This window comes from Marinobacter qingdaonensis (assembly GCF_034555935.1).
Classification (GTDB): Bacteria; Pseudomonadota; Gammaproteobacteria; order Pseudomonadales; family Oleiphilaceae; genus Marinobacter; species Marinobacter qingdaonensis.
The window spans coordinates 2554914-2572046 of sequence record NZ_JAYDCJ010000003.1; the positions used below are offsets into that span (position 1 = coordinate 2554914).

20 protein-coding genes and 1 tRNA gene are annotated in these 17133 nt (G+C 59.6%); 5 read left to right on the forward strand and 16 right to left on the reverse strand.

The window, feature by feature from the left end:
* The 4 genes from U5822_RS14870 to metH form a co-directional block, all read right to left on the reverse strand.
* Complete coding sequence (locus U5822_RS14870; protein ID WP_322856391.1) at nucleotides 1-507, reverse strand: DUF934 domain-containing protein; 507 nt, start codon at nucleotides 505-507, stop codon at nucleotides 1-3.
* Entirely contained in the window at nucleotides 500-2152 is a 1653-nt protein-coding gene (locus U5822_RS14875) for a nitrite/sulfite reductase (protein ID WP_322856392.1), read from the reverse strand. Before U5822_RS14875 ends, U5822_RS14870 begins: the two co-directional genes overlap by 8 nt.
* A gap of 365 nt (nucleotides 2153-2517) precedes the next feature.
* A complete protein-coding gene (locus U5822_RS14880) occupies nucleotides 2518-2748 on the reverse strand; it encodes a DUF2970 domain-containing protein (protein WP_322856393.1) in 231 nt (76 codons plus the stop codon).
* A gap of 38 nt (nucleotides 2749-2786) precedes the next feature.
* Complete coding sequence (gene metH / locus U5822_RS14885) at nucleotides 2787-6485, reverse strand: methionine synthase (protein WP_322856394.1); 3699 nt, start codon at nucleotides 6483-6485, stop codon at nucleotides 2787-2789.
* 243 nt (nucleotides 6486-6728) lie between these two features.
* Here metH and nfuA point away from each other — a divergent pair, with 243 nt between their 5' ends.
* The 3 genes from nfuA (at nucleotide 6729) to U5822_RS14900 (ending at nucleotide 9157) form a co-directional block, all read left to right on the forward strand.
* The gene (gene nfuA / locus U5822_RS14890; protein WP_322856395.1) at nucleotides 6729-7316 is read left to right on the forward strand and encodes a Fe-S biogenesis protein NfuA; all 588 of its coding nucleotides are present in this window, start codon (nucleotides 6729-6731) and stop codon (nucleotides 7314-7316) included.
* 275 nt (nucleotides 7317-7591) lie between these two features.
* Nucleotides 7592-8758 carry a hypothetical protein gene (locus U5822_RS14895; protein WP_322856396.1) on the forward strand — a complete coding sequence of 389 codons (1167 nt, stop codon included), beginning with the start codon at nucleotides 7592-7594 and terminating at the stop codon, nucleotides 8756-8758.
* Between the two features lie 33 nt (nucleotides 8759-8791).
* Entirely contained in the window at nucleotides 8792-9157 is a 366-nt protein-coding gene (locus tag U5822_RS14900; RefSeq protein WP_322856397.1) for a hypothetical protein, read from the forward strand.
* A 7-nt stretch (nucleotides 9158-9164) separates the two neighbouring features.
* Here U5822_RS14900 and U5822_RS14905 read toward each other — a convergent pair whose 3' ends face one another.
* The 5 genes from U5822_RS14905 to U5822_RS14925 form a co-directional block, all read right to left on the reverse strand.
* Nucleotides 9165-9491, reverse strand: coding sequence for a TusE/DsrC/DsvC family sulfur relay protein (locus U5822_RS14905; protein ID WP_322856398.1), 327 nt, complete (start codon nucleotides 9489-9491; stop codon nucleotides 9165-9167).
* A 3-nt stretch (nucleotides 9492-9494) separates the two neighbouring features.
* Nucleotides 9495-9776 carry a sulfurtransferase complex subunit TusB gene (tusB, locus tag U5822_RS14910; RefSeq protein WP_322856399.1) on the reverse strand — a complete coding sequence of 94 codons (282 nt, stop codon included), beginning with the start codon at nucleotides 9774-9776 and terminating at the stop codon, nucleotides 9495-9497.
* 28 nt (nucleotides 9777-9804) lie between these two features.
* Entirely contained in the window at nucleotides 9805-10155 is a 351-nt protein-coding gene (locus tag U5822_RS14915) for a DsrE family protein (protein ID WP_322856400.1), read from the reverse strand.
* 6 nt (nucleotides 10156-10161) lie between these two features.
* Nucleotides 10162-10575: a sulfurtransferase complex subunit TusD gene (gene tusD / locus U5822_RS14920; RefSeq protein WP_322856401.1), complete on the reverse strand. Its 414-nt coding sequence runs from the start codon at nucleotides 10573-10575 to the stop codon at nucleotides 10162-10164.
* 88 nt (nucleotides 10576-10663) lie between these two features.
* Complete coding sequence (locus U5822_RS14925) at nucleotides 10664-11362, reverse strand: Bax inhibitor-1/YccA family protein (protein ID WP_322856402.1); 699 nt, start codon at nucleotides 11360-11362, stop codon at nucleotides 10664-10666.
* A 209-nt stretch (nucleotides 11363-11571) separates the two neighbouring features.
* Here U5822_RS14925 and U5822_RS14930 point away from each other — a divergent pair.
* Nucleotides 11572-11662: transfer RNA gene (locus U5822_RS14930), tRNA-Ser, on the forward strand.
* Between the two features lie 105 nt (nucleotides 11663-11767).
* Nucleotides 11768-12217, forward strand: a complete 450-nt coding sequence (locus U5822_RS14935) for a hypothetical protein (protein ID WP_322856403.1) — start codon at nucleotides 11768-11770, stop codon at nucleotides 12215-12217.
* Nucleotides 12218-12273: 56 nt separating this feature from the next.
* Here U5822_RS14935 and U5822_RS14940 read toward each other — a convergent pair whose 3' ends face one another.
* The 7 genes from U5822_RS14940 to U5822_RS14970 form a co-directional block, all read right to left on the reverse strand.
* Nucleotides 12274-12606 carry an HIRAN domain-containing protein gene (locus U5822_RS14940; RefSeq protein WP_322856404.1) on the reverse strand — a complete coding sequence of 111 codons (333 nt, stop codon included), beginning with the start codon at nucleotides 12604-12606 and terminating at the stop codon, nucleotides 12274-12276.
* A 176-nt stretch (nucleotides 12607-12782) separates the two neighbouring features.
* The gene (locus tag U5822_RS14945; protein ID WP_322856405.1) at nucleotides 12783-14843 is read right to left on the reverse strand and encodes a hypothetical protein; all 2061 of its coding nucleotides are present in this window, start codon (nucleotides 14841-14843) and stop codon (nucleotides 12783-12785) included.
* A gap of 252 nt (nucleotides 14844-15095) precedes the next feature.
* Nucleotides 15096-15608: an HK97 family phage prohead protease gene (locus U5822_RS14950; protein ID WP_322856406.1), complete on the reverse strand. Its 513-nt coding sequence runs from the start codon at nucleotides 15606-15608 to the stop codon at nucleotides 15096-15098.
* Entirely contained in the window at nucleotides 15605-15847 is a 243-nt protein-coding gene (locus U5822_RS14955) for a hypothetical protein (RefSeq protein ID WP_322856407.1), read from the reverse strand. The genes U5822_RS14950 and U5822_RS14955 overlap by 4 nt, the downstream gene beginning before the upstream one ends.
* Nucleotides 15847-16401, reverse strand: coding sequence for a hypothetical protein (locus tag U5822_RS14960; protein WP_322856408.1), 555 nt, complete (start codon nucleotides 16399-16401; stop codon nucleotides 15847-15849). Before U5822_RS14960 ends, U5822_RS14955 begins: the two co-directional genes overlap by 1 nt.
* Nucleotides 16398-16568 carry a hypothetical protein gene (locus tag U5822_RS14965; protein ID WP_322856409.1) on the reverse strand — a complete coding sequence of 57 codons (171 nt, stop codon included), beginning with the start codon at nucleotides 16566-16568 and terminating at the stop codon, nucleotides 16398-16400. Before U5822_RS14965 ends, U5822_RS14960 begins: the two co-directional genes overlap by 4 nt.
* A gap of 143 nt (nucleotides 16569-16711) precedes the next feature.
* Complete coding sequence (locus tag U5822_RS14970; RefSeq protein WP_322856410.1) at nucleotides 16712-16951, reverse strand: hypothetical protein; 240 nt, start codon at nucleotides 16949-16951, stop codon at nucleotides 16712-16714.
* Nucleotides 16952-17133 lie beyond the last annotated feature (182 nt).

Here is a 17133-nt window from a genome sequence, read left to right on the forward strand (position 1 = left end):
TCAGGACGCGCGACGCCGGAACAGGGGTTGATCCGTGTCGGTCGCCGCCTGGTAGCCCTGGCTGAAGAAGTTCAGGCAGCGGGCCGCCTTGTTGATGTCCTTGTCCGGACGCAGGGCGTAGCTGTCGAAACCGCAACGCTTCATGAACTGAAGCTGGTCCAGCAGCACGTCGCCAATGGCGCGCAGCTCGTTGCTGTAACCAAAACGTTCGCGCAGCAGCCGGGCGATGCTGTAGCCGCGTCCGTCGCTGAACTTGGGGAAATTGACGGCGATCACCGGCAGCTCGTTGACCTTGTCGGCCAGGATCTCGGGCTCGTCGTGGCTGTCGAACCAGACGCCGATGTCGGCGCGACCGGCAAAGTGCTCGTAACCGGCAACCCAGAGGTCGGCCGGGATCAGGGCGTTCTGCTGGGCCGGAATGTCCAGCGACTCGCCTTCCGCCGGCCGGGCAACAACCAGCCAGTCATCCTGACGGATGCTGCCATCGTGGGAAATTACTTCAGGCATAGACCCGCTCCTTGAAAGGATCAATTCCAACGCGACGGTAGGTGTCGAGGAAGGTTTCTTCCTCGGTCCGCTTGTCGACGTACACATCAATGATTTTGGCGATGACGTCCGGCATGTCCTCGCGGGCGAACGACGGCCCGAGAATCTTGCCAATGGTGGCGTCGTGGTGGGACGAACCGCCCAGGCTGATCTGGTAGAACTCCTCGCCTTTCTTGTCGACCCCCAGCACGCCAATGTTGCCTACGTGGTGGTGGCCACAGGCGTTCATGCAACCGGAGATGTTCAGGTCGATGTTGCCCAGGTCGTACAGGAAGTCCAGGTCGTCAAAGCGGCGCTGGATGGCTTCCGCCACCGGAATCGATTTGGCGTTGGCCAGGGCGCAGTAGTCGCCACCGGGGCAGCAGATCACGTCGGTCAGAGTGTTCAGGTTGGCGGTGCCAAACCCTTTGGGCACCAGGGCCTGCCAGAGTTCAAACAGCTGATCCTGACGCACGTCGGCCAGCACGACGTTCTGCTGGTGGGTAACCCGCACCTCGCCGAAGCTGTACTGGTCCGCCAGATCGGCAATCTGTTCCAGCTGGCGATCGGTGACGTCGCCCGGCGGTGTGCCGGTTTCCTTGATGGTCAGGGTTACGATGGCGTACCCGGGCTTTTTGTGGGTATCGACGTTGTGGCTCAGCCACTGGTCAAAGTCCCGGTTCTCGAAGCGCTGCTTGGCCAGCAGGTCGGTGGCATTATCCAGAGCGGCGTAGGCCGGCTCGGTGAAGAAGCCCTGGATTCGGTCAATGGCGTCCGGGGTCAGCCGGGTCGGGGAGTCCTTTATATGCTCCCACTCAGCCTCGACCTTCTCGGCGAAGCCTTCCGGGGTCAGGGCCTTGACCAGGATCTTGATCCGGGCCTTGAACTTGTTGTCGCGACGGCCGTAGCGGTTGTACACCCGCAGTACCGCTTCCAGATAGGTCAGCAGGTCCAGTTCCGGCAGGAACTCCCGGATTACCGGCCCAACCATCGGGGTACGGCCCAGGCCGCCGCCCACGTGCACCCGGAAACCGAGTTCGCCGGCGTCGTTGCGAACCATCTGCAGGCCGATGTCGTGGACCTGAATGGCGGCGCGGTCGGTTTTCTCGGACGCGTTCACCGCGACCTTGAACTTCCGTGGCAGAAACGCGAATTCCGGATGGAAGGTCGACCACTGGCGGATGATCTCGCAGTAGGGCCGAGGATCGGCGATTTCATCCGACTGAACGCCGGAAAACTGATCGGTGGTGGTGTTACGGATGCAATTGCCGCTGGTCTGGTTGGCGTGCATTTCCACTTCCGCCAGTTCCGACAGAATGTCAGGCACATCTTCCAGTTCCGGCCAGTTCAGCTGAACGTTCTGCCGGGTGGTGAAATGGGCGTAGCCCTTGTCGTAATCCCGGCTGATGCGGGCCAGGCGGCGCAACTGATCAGAGCGCAGCATGCCGTAAGGCACGGCAATCCGCAGCATGGGCGCCAGACGCTGAACGTAGAGCCCGTTCTGCAGGCGCAGCGGGAGAAATTCTTCCTCGGCAAGCTCACCGGCCAGGGCTCGCTCGGTTTGATCCCGGAATTGGGCAACCCGTTCGGCGGCAATTTGCCGATCGTGTTCATCGTATACGTACATAGGGAACGTCCTGATTCAAAGCGTCGTGACGGCCGGCCAGGGGCGGGCCTTATATCTGCCCGGCAGGATATCACCGCGCTATTATTCTTAAAATGATTATTTCTAAATATGTTTATCGATTGAGGCGATATACAGCCCGGGCGGGAAACTGGACGAATCGGGGGTTTGGGGCTTTACTGAAAGGAGGCTCGGGCCGTGCGTCCGGCGCCTCCCTTAATAACAATAATTTGACGAGTACAGCATCCAACGAGGAAGCACGATGAAAAAATCCGCGCATTCAGACAGCCAGGTTGACGCTGTAGCAGCTGTATTGCTGGTACTGCTTGTGGTCGCGTTCGCTGTGGTCTGGGTTTCCGGCCAGTAGCTTACTGGTTCGCCAGCACCATCTGCACGATCAGAATCAGCCCCACCACAAAGCCTGCGGTGAACAGCACCCCGGCGATGATATAGGGCCAGGGGCTGTGGCTTGAGAAATCCTCTTCCCGGCGCTTGTCCGACTGGACGCCGAACGCGCCGGCGAGAATACTCTGCATGACTTTCAGAACCCCGGGACTGGTCCGGTGTTGCTTGTCGTCGGTCTTGGATTGGCCGGTCATTGCTGCACTCGCTTCAGGTGACGGCGCCGCCCCGAGTGTCACTCCGCAGGATCGTAGGCCAGGCTCGGTGCCAGCCAGCGTTCCGCTTCCGCTTTGGTGACGCCTTTGCGTTCAGCATAGTCTTCCACCTGGTCTGCGCCAATTTTCCCGACCGCAAAGTATTTTGCCTGGGGGTGGGCGAAGTACCAGCCGGATACAGCCGCGGCCGGGAACATCGCGAAATGCTCGGTCAACTCAATGCCGGTCGTGGCGGTCGCTTCCAGCAATTCGAACAGGGTTCCCTTTTCGGTGTGCTCAGGACAGGCCGGATAGCCCGGCGCCGGACGAATGCCCCGGTAGCGTTCCTTGATCAGATCCTCGTTGCTCAGGCCTTCTTCGGAAGCATAACCCCAGAATTCCTTCCGGACCCGCTCGTGCATGCGCTCGGCGAAGGCCTCCGCGAGCCGGTCGGCCAGGGCCTTGACCATGATCGCGTTGTAGTCGTCGTTGCGATCCTTGAATTCCAGGGAAAACTCCTCGGCGCCAATGCCGGTGGTCACCGCGAAACCGCCCACGTAATCGATCTGCTCCGAACCCTCCGGGGCGACAAAGTCGGACAATGCCATCATCGGCTTGCCCGGTGCTTTCTCGTCCTGCTGGCGCAGGTGGTGCAGGGTGGTGAGTTCCTCGCTCAGGCTGTCGTCCCGGTACACAACGATGTCGTCGCCACGCCGATGGGCCGGCCAGAAGCCGATCACGCCGCGGGCCTTGACCCGTTTCTGGTCGATCATCTGTCGCAGGATCTTCTGAGCGTCGTCAAACAGCGTGCGCGCGGCTTCGCCACGCTTGGGGTCGTCGAAAATACCGGGGTACTTGCCGGACATGTCCCAGGAGATGAAGAAGGGAGTCCAGTCGATGTAGTCCACCAGCTCGTTCAGGTCATAGTCGTCAAAGACCTTGATCCCGGTGAACGCGGGCTTGGGCGGTGTGTAGTCGGTAAAGTCGATGCTCGGGGCACGTTCGCGGGCCTGGTCCAGGGACACCAGCTTGGTGCGCTCGCCCCGGTTCTTGCGGCGCTCGCGAATTTCATCGTACTCAGTGCGGGCGGCATCCACCAAATTGGGCTTGCCGGTGGAACTCAGCAGCTGGGAGGCCACGTTGACGCAGCGGGAGGCATCGGACACGTACAGTGCAATGTCGTTCTTGTACTGAGGTTCAATCTTGACGGCAGTGTGCGCCTTGGAGGTGGTGGCGCCACCGATCATCAGCGGAATATTGAAGTCGAGCCGCTGCATTTCCCGGGCCACGTGGACCATCTCGTCCAGGGATGGGGTAATCAGGCCGCTGAGCCCGATGATGTCGACGTTCTCCGCTTTCGCAGTCTCCAGGATCTTGTCGCAGGGCACCATCACGCCCAGGTCGATGACCTCGTAGTTGTTACACTGCAGGACCACGCCGACGATGTTCTTGCCGATATCGTGTACGTCGCCTTTAACGGTGGCCATGAGAATCTTGCCCTTGGCCTTCTGGTCCTCGGTCTTTTCCGCCTCAATGAACGGAATCAGGTGGGCCACCGCCTGTTTCATGACCCGGGCGCTCTTGACGACCTGGGGCAGGAACATCTTGCCGTCGCCAAACAGGTCGCCAACCACGTTCATGCCGGCCATCAGCGGGCCTTCGATGACCTCGATGGGACGGCTGGCATTCAGCCGGCAGGCCTCGGTGTCCTCGACGATGTAGGTGGTGATGCCCTTGACCAGCGCATGCTCGAGCCGCTTTTTCACCGGCCACTCGCGCCAGGCCAGGTCCTCTTCCTGGGTCTTGCCACCTTTGCCCTTGAAGCGCTCGGCAATCTCCAGCAGCCGGTCGGTGGCGTCGTCCCGACGGTTGAGGACCACGTCCTCGACCCGCTCCTTAAGCTCGGGGTCAATCTCATCGTAGATCACCAGCTGGCCCGGGTTCACGATCCCCATGTTCATGCCGGCCTTGATGGCGTGGTAGAGGAACACCGAGTGGATGGCCTCGCGCACCACGTCGTTGCCCCGGAACGAGAAAGACACGTTACTGACGCCACCGGAAATGGAGGCGTGGGGCAGGTTGGTCTTGATCCAGCGGGTCGCCTCGATGAAATCGACGGCGTAGTTGTTGTGCTCCTCGATCCCGGTGGCGATGGCGAAGATGTTGGGGTCAAAAATGATGTCGGCCGGGTTGAAGCCAATGCCAGTCAACACCTCGTAGGAGCGCTGGCAGATCTCGGTCTTGCGCTCGTAAGTGTCGGCCTGGCCCTGCTCGTCAAAGGCCATGACCACCACGGCGGCACCATAGCGCATGCAGTCCCGGGCACGCTTGATGAACTCGTCCTCGCCTTCCTTCAGGCTGATGGAGTTCACCACGGCTTTGCCCTGAATGCAGCGCAGGCCGGCTTCGATCACCTCCCACTTGGAGGAGTCGATCATGATCGGTACCCGGGAGATGTCCGGCTCCGAGGCCACCAGGTTCAGGAAGGTCACCATGACATCTTTGGACTCGAGCATGCCCTCGTCCATGTTGATGTCGATGATCTGGGCGCCGTTTTCCACCTGGTCCCGGGCCACGCTCAGGGCTTCCTCGTACTGCTCTTCCTTGATCAGGCGCAGGAAGCGCTTGGAGCCGGTGACGTTGGTGCGCTCACCCACGTTGATGAACAGGGTGTTCTCGTCGCCGGTGAAGGGCTCCAGCCCGGACAGGCGCAGGGCCTTTTTGCGGTCGGGGATCGCGCGCGGTGGGTATTTGGCAACGGCGTTGGCGATGGCTTCGATGTGGTCGGGGCGAGAGCCGCAGCAGCCCCCGATGATGTTAAGGAAGCCGTCCCGGGCGAAGCCCTCGATGATCTCGGCCATCTCCTCGGGCGTCTGGTCGTATTCGCCAAATTCGTTGGGCAGACCGGCGTTGGGGTGCGCGCTGACGAAGGTTTCGGCCTTGGCCGACAGCTCTTCTACATAAGGACGCAGGGCGTCGGCACCCAGGGCGCAGTTCAGGCCGACCGAAATTGGCTTGGCGTGGGCGACCGAGTTCCAGAATGCTTCTGTGGTCTGACCGGAGAGGGTGCGACCGGAGGCATCGGTGATGGTGCCGGAAATCATGATCGGCAGCTCGACGCCGGCGTCTTCGAAGTACTGCTGGGTCGCGTAGATGGCGGCTTTGGCGTTCAGGGTGTCAAAAATGGTCTCGATCAGGATCAGGTCACAGCCGCCCTCGACCAGGCCTTCCACCGCCTCGTAGTAGTTGTCCACCAGAGTCTGGAAATCCACATTGCGGTAGCCCGGGTTGTTGACGTCCGGCGAGATGGAGGCGGTGCGTGACGTCGGCCCAACCGCGCCGGCCACGAAGCGCGGCTTGTCCGGATTGCGGGCGGTGAACTCGTCGGCAACGTCGCGGGCCAGTTGCGCCGCCGCCACGTTCAATTCCTTGGCAATCGACTCCAGGCCGTAATCCGCCTGGGACAACTGGGTGGAGTTGAAGGTGTTGGTCTCGATGATGTCGGCGCCGGCGTCCAGGTAATCGGCGTGAATGGTGCGGAGCAGGGCGGGTTGGGTCAGGTTGAGCAGGTCGTTGTTGCCCTGGACTTCCCGATCGTAGTCGGCAAACCGATCGCCGCGGAACGCCTGTTCGTCCAGCTTCAGGTTCTGGATCATGGTGCCCATACCGCCATCAAGGACCACGATGCGCTCTTGCAAGGCCTTGTGGAGTTGTTCCAGACGGGTGTTGCGATCGGTCATATCAATACTTCCGGGTGTCGTTTGTAACGTCGTATTTGTGCCAATGGCGCGGGATCATAGCAAAAATGCCGGGGCCCGTCTTAGTACGAATCACGATTATCTTGGACTGTTCCGGCAGCCCATTGCGTCACCCCGTCGTAGGTAAAAGTCTGTACCTGCAGAAAGACCTAGTATTTTACTTGGTCTTTCATGTTCTGACGAAGTCCCTTAAAATAAATTCAAACTTTCAAATGGGTTGAAAACATGGCACTGGTTACTGTGACAGATCCCGCACGGGATTATCTTGCGCAACTGATCGACAAGCAGGATGTAGAAGGCATGGGCGTTCGTATCTTCGTGACCCAGCCCGGCACCAAGAACGCCGAGACCTGTCTGGCCTACTGCCCGCCCAACGAAGTGGTTCCCACCGACGAGCAGCTGGACCTGGGCAAGTTCACCCTGTACCTGGACCACAACTCGGTTCCGTTCCTTGAGGAAGCCTTCGTTGACTACTCCAAGGACCAGATGGGCGGTCAATTGACCATCAAGGCGCCCAACGCCAAGGTTCCCAAGGTGGACGACGACGCGCCTCTACCGGACCGGGTCAACTACGTCCTGGCTTCGGAAATCAATCCCAACCTGGCGGCCCACGGCGGTGACGTGTCGCTGGTGGAAATCGTGGATGAGTCGGTCGCGGTACTGCGCTTCGGTGGCGGTTGCCAGGGCTGCTCCGCAGTCAGTCTGACCCTGAAGCAGGGTGTCGAGACCACCCTCAAGGAGCGGGTGCCGGAGATCACCGCGGTTCGGGATGTGACCGACCACTCCAACACCGAGAACGCCTACTACCAGTAATCCCCCCGGTGGCCGGCCGCCGTGGTACTGGAAAACGCGGTGGGAGGGACGCGCACGGCGTGCGCATTCCTTACTGCCGCATCAGCGCCCCCGTCGAGGCGGTGCGGCCAATGTTGAATCCTTTCAAATATCCCAGAATCAGTCACATACACTGAGCAACGCCGTTGTTACCATGGTGCAACCGGTCGTCGGTATGGTGCTTTTTGCTCGCTGGCTGTTCGTTCCTGATTTCGGGGTTTCATTTGCTCGACCTTGCGCTTTTATCATTGCCCGCCATGGCGGCGGTCGTTGGCTGGTTTACCAACTGGCTGGCGATACAGATGTCGTTCTACCCGGTCCAGTTCATGGGCGTGGGTGTCATCGGCTGGCAGGGTGTTATTCCGCGCAAGGCGGAGAAAATGGCCCACATCTGCATTGATCGCACCCTGCAGCAGTTTGGCGATCTCAATTCGGTCTACCGCAAGCTTGAACCCCAACGCATCGTTGAACAGATTATCTCCCAAGTAACGCCCCGCCTCGATGAGTACATCGACGAGGTCATGTATGAGATCCAGCCGGTGCTCTGGGACAACCTCCCGTTATTCCTGCGCCGCCGGATCTACCAGTGGGCGCGTGAGCAATTGCCATCCCGGGTCGAGGAGCTGGTTGAGGACTTCGGCGACGACCTGGACGATCTCGTGGATCTCAAGGCCCTGCTCAGTCGGGAGCTGGTCAAGCACCCGGATCTGATGAACCGGATATTCAAGCAGGCCGGTGCCGTGGAGTTGCAGTCGGTGATCAACCGCGGTGCGGTGATCGGTGGTCTGCTCGGCGCCGCGCTGGTGCCACTCTGGACCCGCTATCCCGAGCCCTGGCTGCTGCCCCTGGGCGGTTTCGCGGTGGGCTTTGTGACCAACTGGATCGCGATCAATCTTATCTTTGCCCCAGTGCGACCCCGACGCATCCTGTTCTGGCGTATCCAGGGGCTGTTTTTGCGCCGTCAGCCGGAAATCAGCGAGGTTTGGGCGCGACTGGTGGCGGAAGAGCTGATCACGGTCGAGAAGGTCGCTGACGCCATGCTCAATGGTCGCCACGGCGATCGCACCCGGGCCATCATCCAGAAGCATCTGCGGCCGCTGCTCGACAACTCGGCGGTGATGAAGCTGACGGCCCAGGTCACTGTGGGCATGACCGGCTACACCGAGCTGAAAAAAGCGATGAACCAGAAGGCCGTGCTGGCGACAAGGGATGTGTTCAGCGATCCGGGCTTCAATCGAGAGCGGGCGCCGGTAGTGGCCGAGGTGCTGTCCAGTCAGATGAAGGCGCTGCGGCCCAGCGAATTCCAGGACATTCTCCGTCCGGCATTCCGGGAGGAAGAGGTTCGGCTGATGTTTGTCGGCGGCGTGTTCGGCGCGCTGGCGGGTTTTGCGCAGTTCTTTGCCCTGATGTATTGGGGCGGCTAATTTATCGGAGCCCCTGGGGCGAGGAGCGTCGGGATGCCGGCATGGGAATGGTTGTTGGGCCAGGTTCTGGCGACGGCAGCGACCGTTGGTTTGGTGCTGTTCGGTTTTTGGCGGTGGGTGATTCGTCCGCACCTTGACCGCAAAGTTGCGGAGCTGATTGCCGCCACGGAGACGGTCGAAGCCCGAGTCGCCACGGGTGTTAAGCGGGGCGCCGCCGAGGCCCTGCGGGAATTGCCAGAGAACGCCCTGGACGGCGCCACGGTCAAGGAATCGACCCGACAATTTCTGAAATTCGGGTCCGGCTTGTTCGAAAATGGCCTGAGCAGTTTTCTGGGCAGTGCCGCCGACCTGGAGCGAAAGGCATCAGGTCGGCCGCGGGGCGAGTCCCCCGCGGACTAACTCGGCGCTACAAGCAGTTGGTGGGGCGGGGCAATCCCGCAATCCGGCAGGCTGTTTTCGCCGGCGTTCCTGGAAACAGTTGCATCAGGTAGATGCTGTTGCCTTTCTCCTCGCCAAACGCCTCTTTCACCGCTTTGACAAACAGCCGATTGGAGGGCGGCGACATTTCATGCTCTTCATAAAAATCACGCAGGAAGTAAATGATTTCCCAGTGATTTTCATCGAGAGTCAAGCTGTCCTCCGCGGCGATCTCCAAGGCCACGTCCGGCCGCCAGGCGTCGGCATCTTCCAGAAACCCTTCGTTATTCCGTATCGGTTGCGTCGGTTTGGTCATTGCTCACCAGCTGATTACGCGTTTGGCTTCGAGGGTCAGTTCCACTAAATCAGGATAGTCGATTGGCTGCACGGTCGCGCCCGTGGCCGACAAGCCCCGGGCAGACAGGTCCGTACGCAGGGCGTAGACCCGCTCCAGGCCAAAAGGCTGGCCGCCGGCCAGGGCCAGCACGCCGTTCTCGGTCAGGGCCAGCGCATCGTCGGGCCCGAGCATGCCCAGGCATTCACGAAAACGGGGGTGCTCCGGGGTCTTGTTCAGGATGTGCAGGGTATGGATCACGTTCATTCCTATGGGTTGGGGCGCAGCGGTCAGGTCAGGCTGAAAAGGCGGTTTGATCGAACTGGGACAAAAGTTGCGCATCGGCGTCGACCAGGGTGACACCCGCTGCCATGTCTCCGGCGTCCAAGCCGAGCCGCTGGCAGGAGGCCCGATCGGCCATCACCGCCTCAATCCCGAACACCGGCGCGGCCGCCAGGTTCTTGGCCACGGATTTCTGGTCAATGCCCGCCGGATCCTGATCCTTGCGCAGCCAGCTGACGCCAGCACCGGTGAACAGCAGGGAGACCGGCTGGTCGAAGGCCGCCAGGGAAAAGGCCATGTCCAGCGCCTCACGGCCGGCCCAGGTGCCGTAGGCAGGTTGGTCTATCACGATGAGCATGCCCATGCCTCGTTACCCCCCGTGGAAGTAGAGCGTTCTGGTGGACTTGACGGTGCCTTCCACCCATTCGCCGAGTCCAGCAATGCTGAATGGTGATAGCAGGTTGCTGGCGGTCAGTTCGTAACGTTTCTGTTCGCCTTCGTCCACCAGCCCGCGCCGGAGCGCTGAGGCGATGCAGGCGATGCCCGCGACCTTGTGGTCCGTCAGAAACCGGGCCCAGGCGTTCGGCCAGTGGGTCTCGTCCGATGGCGGTGTGACGAGCGCCGAGGCGAGGTGGACGCCGTCACCGTAGAGAAACACCCGGTCGATGCGATGGCGCGCGGCTACCGCCGCCCTGGCGAAACTGAGTGCCGTCTGCGGCGCCTGGGACGAATAGGGCGCGCCGGTGATTACCAGGGTAAAGGAATGCTGGTCGGTATCGGTCATGGTGTCGTGGTCGGGTGAAAATTTAAGTGTACTGAAAGCAAAAGCCCCGGCAAGGGCCGGGGCTTATTGCAACGGTGCGGAGCCGGGCTCAGTCTTCGCCGCTAAAGGCGGAGAGCAGGTGCAGCAGGCTCACGAACAGGTTGTAGATCGAGACGTACAGACCGACGGTCGCGATGATGTAGTTACGCTCGCCGCCTTTGATGATCTGACTGGTCTCGAACAGAATCATGATCGAGGCAAAGATGGTGAAGCCAGCAGACACCGCCAGGTGCAGAACCGAGCTTTCCATGAAGAAGGCCAGCAGCATCGCGCCAATCAGCACGAACGCGCCTGCGGTCAGGAAGCTGGACAGGAAGCTGAAGTCCTTCTTGGTGATGATCGCGGTGGCGGACAGGCCGACGAAGGCAACCGCGGTCAAGGTCAGGGCCTGGGCGACAATCTGGGACGCGCCTGCGGCCACGAATGCGCCGATGATTGGCCCCAGGGTGTATCCCATGAAGCCGGTCAGAGCGAAGGTGGTCACGATACCCCAGGGGCTATTCTTGAGCTTGTAGGTCGCGAACAGCAGGCCGATGTACCCGACAATGGTGATCAGAAAGCCGGGGTGAGTGCCGTTCATGTTGAAGAACGCGGTCACGGCCGAGAAGGCCAGGGTCATGCCCAGCAGCATGTAGGTGTTACGCAGCACCTTCATTGCATCAGCGCTGATACCCGTGGTCGCACGCTCTGTCTGAGGGGCAGAATAGGCACTCTGGGTGTTCTGAACGCCGAATCGTCTGTCTTCCATTGTGATCTCCGTTAAAAACGTCTGGATACTGTTTCCCATCATAGTGTCAGAAACGCAACTTTCAATCGTTTACGACAAGAATCTGTGCCGCGGATTCCATTAAAAGCCCGTAATGTTGGAAAGTCCGGTCGGTTTTATGCAGGGCGTTGACAGCGCAGGCAATTCCGGTATCATGCACACCGCTGTCGAGACGGCGGCAATGGAAAATTGGTGGGCTGGCAGAGTGGCTGAATGCAGCGGTCTTGAAAACCGCCGAAGGTTAATAGCCTTCCCGGGGTTCGAATCCCTGGCCCACCGCCATTTTCCCTTCTAAATCAGTTTCTTACCCTCCAAAATCAGCTCTGGCCCCCAACGCGGCCCACATCCTCATTGCGCTTCATTCCTAACCGAAAAACGGAGGCGTACATGATGATTTCAGCAGCATCCCCAATCAATTCCAACTGCGAAAAATACTTCGGCAAGTGCAAAGAAACCGGCGCGATTGTTTACCGATTTCGCGGCCACGACTTTGGCAATGGTTGTGTCGATTCAGACGAGTCGCCAATCTGGATTAGGGATGATAGCGCTCCAATGAATAGACCATTTGAGTCTGAGCTATTGCTTCTGCCGGAGATTGACCGGACCCAAAGTCATGATCCCAGCCGTAATAGGGAAACTGTGCTCGAGCAGATCCGAGAGCGGATGCTGGAAGCGGAGGTTTTGATGATTGCGCTGGCAAATCCTCGCACCTACCAGCACTCCGATTCTGAGGACGTTTTGATTACTGCAATGGCGGAGAAGGCCAGGGAGTACCAGAGTGCCGCGGCTGGGGCTATGGAGCTCCTAACAAACGATCCAGAGCCCTGGAAGGGGTAAGGCCAGCCAGCATAGGGCCCCGGTCTCCCGGGGCTTTGCCTTCTCTTATTTCACTGTCACCAATCTGTATAGATGGCGATGGTCACTCTGGGGTGGTCTAGCGGGAGATAGAGGCTTTTCACTTCCGCTGCCAAAATCTGCCCGCCCTCGGCCAGTCTCTTGGTTAAGCTCGCTGCCAGTCTCTTCTTGATGTAGCCGATCTGCACTTCGACTTTCATAAACAAGCTGTACCAGCCCCGGACTTTTAGATAGACCGCGATGGCGTTGGGATCATAGGGGTTGTTGGGCTCAGGAGAGAGAACAATCTCAGTTCCAGGTTTTGCACACAGCCTGATCTTATTGGCCCTTCCTTCAAAGCCGGTTCCGGCAACGATCGCATCGTATCGCATGAGTATCCTCCTTGAATGGCTCACGCAAAAGTGTAGCTGCCTATCTCTGTGTTTCCAGATAGTAAAAGGTAAGTCCGGAATGTGAATTTTGTGGGGAGATAAATATTCCTGGTTGCACGGTCTAGGTTCGGGGGCTCACCGTTAGCGATGCCACCCCCTGCCCATTGGGCCCTAAATCAGCGGCCCTGCCGTCTCATTCCGTAAACCGATTCGTACGTTTTCGACGCTCTGCCACCATTAAGCGCATCAGCAACCACCACATCGATTACCCATTGCCCGTTATCGTTCTGCCTGGCCTGCACTGAGCCGGCCTTGTCCGGGTTCTCGGTGATGTTCACGATCGGGGCGTCAGTGGAGGCACCACGCATCCTCTCCGATGCCAAGAACGCATCCAGGTTATCCGCCTGTGGTGCAGTTAACACGCGCTCGTCCTTGTCCAGCAACCATGTCCCTTCGCGTGGTACTCGGTCGATGCCGTCGTGAGCCATGCCAGTGAGGGACAGGCCCTTAGCAAGTGTTGTCGTGGTAAGGAGCGCCGCGGACGCGGGGCCAACGTTCGCGCCACCCGTCGCCAGTGCTGCCATGGCGGCAGGGCCGGCCCATGCCGCGCCTACGGTTTCGGCCTGAGCAATCGATGCCGTGGTGGCACTGGATCCCATGACCGCTTGTACCGCTTGCAGCGCCAGCCATTGGGCCGCCATCTGACCGATGGAGTTAACGACAGAGCGTAGGATAGTTTCGCCAATCCCCTCGAGCGCATCATCCAGGGTCTGGGCATCAAAGATGACCGACTCAAACGCATTCCCGAAACCGGTGGTGAAGTTGTCGACAACGGTTTTGCTCAGCTCGTCGAAGTTCTGCAAGTTCTCCTCGGCTGAGTCCATCCACTTGTCCCAGTAGGACAGCTCGATATCTTCCCCGCCGGTGTCAGAGCCGACCGATCCGCCAGCGCCCTCAGAATCGTCTGTGCCGGCCATCGGCCCTTTTGGGGTAACGGTAACGCCCATGGCTGACCGGATACGCTCGTTGGCCTCCTCAGTGAGCCTGGCGGCCTCGTCGGATTTCTCCCGGGCCTCGTCCACGAATTGCTCGAACATGGTGGAGGGCAGCGGGGCCATCAGTGTGTTGTGAATGTCGTTCCAGCCTTCCTCAATTGCGCCTTTGGTCAGGGCAATCTCCTGGCGGATATCGTCACCGGGTAGGGCAATCAGATCCAGGTCGATCCCGGGCAGGGCATTGAGGGCAGAAATAATCTGATTGGCGGCCTCCACGGGCAGCTCGACGGCATCCCGGTAGATGGTGAGCAGGATCTTTTTGACGTTGAGCCCCAGGATGGCCACGGCGCTCCCGGTTACGTCGATGACCCGATTCACCCCTTCCACGGCATCGGCCACAAAGCCGGCAGCCTCGATGATGGCGTTAAAGCCGTCCTCCACGGCTTCCTCCATGCCGCCCACATCCTTGGCGGACTGAAGGAACAGATCGGAGACGGCGGAGACAATCGGGGCGACCTGCACGGCCATCTGCTGGCCTACGGCGTCCATTAGCAGGCCGGTGCGGCCAAAGGCGTCATTCGCTTGCTCGACCTTGATGGCATCCACGGTGTCCAGGGCCAGGCCAAACGCTTCGACTTCCTGGCGGTAGGCCCGGATCGCATCCCCGCCTTGCATGAAGAATTGCGCGGCTTCCTTCTGTTCAAACCCGAGTTGCTGGGCATACCGGGCGGCTTCCTGAGCCGATGCGCCAGAGTCCCGGATCGCGTCGGCAATGCGGGCCACCCGTTCATCGGCATCCAGGCCGGAGAGTTCTTCCAGATTGAGGTTCAGCGCGTCCACGGTCTGGGCGGCCTCACCCGATCCCATCTCAGCGGCCCCCAGGCGACGGTTAAGCCGTGCCAAGGATTCCTCGTAGCCATTCACCCCGGATTCATCGAAGGCAAAGCCCAGGGCGGTCACAGAGTCGTAGGTGGTGTTAAGGGAGCGGGCCAGCTTGTTCTGAGCGTCGATGGACTTGAGACTGCTGACGGTGAGGGCGGTTAGGGCAGCGGCCCCAGTGGCAGTGGCGGCGGTTGTTGCCTTGCCTACGGCCATGAGCCCGTTGCTGACTTTCTCCATGTCGCGCTCGACTTGCTTGCGCCATTTTTTGGATTGGCGCTCGGCCTTGTCCATACCCTGAACAAAACCACCCGTGCGGGCTACGAGATCGATCGTAAGTTGGCCAAGTGACTTAGAAGCCATGGGTCTACCTCATGAAATTTGTGATACCTATTGATTGGTGATATCTCATAGAAAACGTTTTGAAGTGAGTTAGGAAACACACGAAAGTTTGGCGGCGGCATTCGCCGGGAAGGCCTGAGATCGTCGATACACCCCCGGGGAGTAGGGGTGCTGGTCGTGGGCCGCTCAGAGGTTCGGCCCCACCAGCTCTCGGGGTTTTGGGCTGCCTGAAGTGCCGGGCACTCGCCGAGTAATCCCAGCTGACACATTCCTTTACGCCGCCTCTAGCCGCGATGCCATGAAGCGTCGAAGCATTCTGTTCCGGGCGGCCTGGTTGTCATGGGTAGCGGTGCGGGCGGACACGGTGCTAGCGGGATAGGCCGGCAGTGCGACGGTGCTTATCTCCACCAAGCTCACATCGATCAATGTGCGCTCAATCTCACCGCTCGACGTTTCGCGCCACTTCTCGCCAGCTGCGCCATTGATGAAAAACGAGAAGGACATGCTGGCGAGGTCGCCACGCCTAACCAATTCATGGATGTCGCGCCCCAATGAGCTGTCAGGCAATGCCAGATCGAAGTGTAAGCCGCGGCTATCCTCGGACAGCTTCAGGGTGCCGCTACGGGTCGATCCGAGAACATCCGCCATGCTGTGGTGATGGACAGCAAACACGGGATGACCATCGCGCAAGGTACGGGCAAACGCTCCCGGCGCGATGATTTCGCGGAAGCCGCCCAGGTCTACAGAGCGGCTATTGAATACGGCAGCGTGCCCGGTGATCTTCATGTGCTGGCATCCATGTCCAGGCCGCAGCGGCGTAGCTCACCGGATACGCGCTCGACTTCAGCCGCCCACCGCATTCCCGCTTCCTCGGTCTCAGCTGCCTCCATCTTCTCCCTGGCCTCAATCAGTCGGGCCAACATCCACTTCCGGGCCAAAGGGTGGCGAGCCAGCCCCGTGTATTGAGCCTTATCGGAGGCGGTCATACATGAGCGGGTGCCCGCTTCTGCTCGTTCGATCTTCATTACGCAGCCTCCATAGCTTCCCGGATGCCGAGTTCGATCATTAGTTGTTTGCTCTGATTGCCCTCGGGGTAGGTCATGGAGGCCAGAGCGCGGATGGTGTCGGGGTTAAACGTGATGCGCTGTCCGATTTGCGCTGCGTACTGGCGAGCCTGGATCACCTCACGGGCCATCTGCCTGGATTCCTCTAGCATGGCCTGGGCCTTCGCTGCCTGGTCGAGTGCTTTATCCAGGGTCTTGCGGTGCTTGCTGGTGGCCTTTACCGCTTCCTCGCCCTGGGCAATCTTAATCGCCCGGTGTAGTTCGCTCTGTTGGCGGTGAAGCATCATGCTCTCGTCCTCGAGGTCCGACTCCGCCTGACGTACGGCGCGTAGTTCCTCAAGGTCGCCCGTGCCCATGGCGTTCTCCACATCGGTCTTTTTGGCCTTGAGCTCGGTCTCAACTTCCTGGATCCGTTGGCTCACCTCTCGCTTAAGCTCCAGCAGATCCACCGCTGAGGCATTTTCCTTGATTGCCTCGGCAGCCCGTTGGGTCACGCTTTTACGCTTCATAATCATTGCGTTGATTCCTTTTGGTTGAGGAGGTCTAGCTGTGCCAGCCAGCCGGCGGCCATGGTGTCGCCCTGTTCTGCCTTCTCGCGAAGGAGTTGGTAGTAGCCACGGACGGCCTTGCGGCTCGGCTTGATGTTACGGCTGCCACGTGGGCGGCCACGGGTGCTTGCCATGATGTAGTCCTCTCTGTTCAATATGTGCTCAATTATACCAAAATACTGGTTATAAACACAGTATAGATTGCTTTTTATCCAATAAATGAGCAATAAAAAACCCCGGTTCTTGGCCGGGGCTTCGGATTATTGCTGAAACAGGATCAATTGATTTCGTTTGGCTTGGGTTTTCGTGGTCGGGTGGACTCCCAGGGCTTGAGGTCGTCCATCAGGCTGTCGCACACAGAGTCCGGAAACAGCTTTTCATGTTTGGCCAGCATGACCATTCCAACGGCTGCGCCTTTGAGCAACACGAAGTCTTGATGGCCAGGGATGTACATCGTTTTCAGGATCCCCGCCAAGGGATGATCCGGATAGGTGAGAATGAACTGGTCAACGGTCATTGTGAGCCCCCTATGGATTGCGAAGGTTTCGACCCGCGTGTGCCTTCCTGGCGGTCATGATTCCAACAGCCAAGCCTAAAGAATGAAGATAAGGTGTGGCTTAAGTAGGTGTGGTGTAAAAACGACACCTCTGGATTCCCGAAAACCCGCTTACAGGTGTCAAAAACGACACCTCTGACTCT

Bases quoted from the DNA above. Each gene is read 5' to 3' on its own strand.
- U5822_RS14925 (WP_322856402.1), bottom strand. From the start codon at position 11,362: ATGGAAGACAGACGATTCGGCGTTCAGAACACCCAGAGTGCCTATTCT.
- U5822_RS14965 (WP_322856409.1), bottom strand. From the start codon at position 16,568: ATGGCAAGCACCCGTGGCCGCCCACGTGGCAGCCGTAACATCAAGCCG.
- U5822_RS14915 (WP_322856400.1), bottom strand. From the start codon at position 10,155: ATGGGCATGCTCATCGTGATAGACCAACCTGCCTACGGCACCTGGGCC.
- U5822_RS14950 (WP_322856406.1), bottom strand. From the start codon at position 15,608: ATGAAGATCACCGGGCACGCTGCCGTATTCAATAGCCGCTCTGTAGAC.
- U5822_RS14960 (WP_322856408.1), bottom strand. From the start codon at position 16,401: ATGATTATGAAGCGTAAAAGCGTGACCCAACGGGCTGCCGAGGCAATC.
- U5822_RS14955 (WP_322856407.1), bottom strand. From the start codon at position 15,847: ATGAAGATCGAACGAGCAGAAGCGGGCACCCGCTCATGTATGACCGCC.
- U5822_RS14905 (WP_322856398.1), bottom strand. From the start codon at position 9,491: ATGACCAAACCGACGCAACCGATACGGAATAACGAAGGGTTTCTGGAA.
- U5822_RS14935 (WP_322856403.1), top strand. From the start codon at position 11,768: ATGATGATTTCAGCAGCATCCCCAATCAATTCCAACTGCGAAAAATAC.
- U5822_RS14895 (WP_322856396.1), top strand. From the start codon at position 7,592: ATGGCGGCGGTCGTTGGCTGGTTTACCAACTGGCTGGCGATACAGATG.
- tusD (WP_322856401.1), bottom strand. From the start codon at position 10,575: ATGACCGATACCGACCAGCATTCCTTTACCCTGGTAATCACCGGCGCG.
- U5822_RS14900 (WP_322856397.1), top strand. From the start codon at position 8,792: ATGCCGGCATGGGAATGGTTGTTGGGCCAGGTTCTGGCGACGGCAGCG.
- U5822_RS14875 (WP_322856392.1), bottom strand. From the start codon at position 2,152: ATGTACGTATACGATGAACACGATCGGCAAATTGCCGCCGAACGGGTT.
- U5822_RS14945 (WP_322856405.1), bottom strand. From the start codon at position 14,843: ATGGCTTCTAAGTCACTTGGCCAACTTACGATCGATCTCGTAGCCCGC.
- U5822_RS14870 (WP_322856391.1), bottom strand. From the start codon at position 507: ATGCCTGAAGTAATTTCCCACGATGGCAGCATCCGTCAGGATGACTGG.
- U5822_RS14880 (WP_322856393.1), bottom strand. From the start codon at position 2,748: ATGACCGGCCAATCCAAGACCGACGACAAGCAACACCGGACCAGTCCC.
- U5822_RS14940 (WP_322856404.1), bottom strand. From the start codon at position 12,606: ATGCGATACGATGCGATCGTTGCCGGAACCGGCTTTGAAGGAAGGGCC.
- tusB (WP_322856399.1), bottom strand. From the start codon at position 9,776: ATGAACGTGATCCATACCCTGCACATCCTGAACAAGACCCCGGAGCAC.
- nfuA (WP_322856395.1), top strand. From the start codon at position 6,729: ATGGCACTGGTTACTGTGACAGATCCCGCACGGGATTATCTTGCGCAA.
- U5822_RS14970 (WP_322856410.1), bottom strand. From the start codon at position 16,951: ATGACCGTTGACCAGTTCATTCTCACCTATCCGGATCATCCCTTGGCG.
- metH (WP_322856394.1), bottom strand. From the start codon at position 6,485: ATGACCGATCGCAACACCCGTCTGGAACAACTCCACAAGGCCTTGCAA.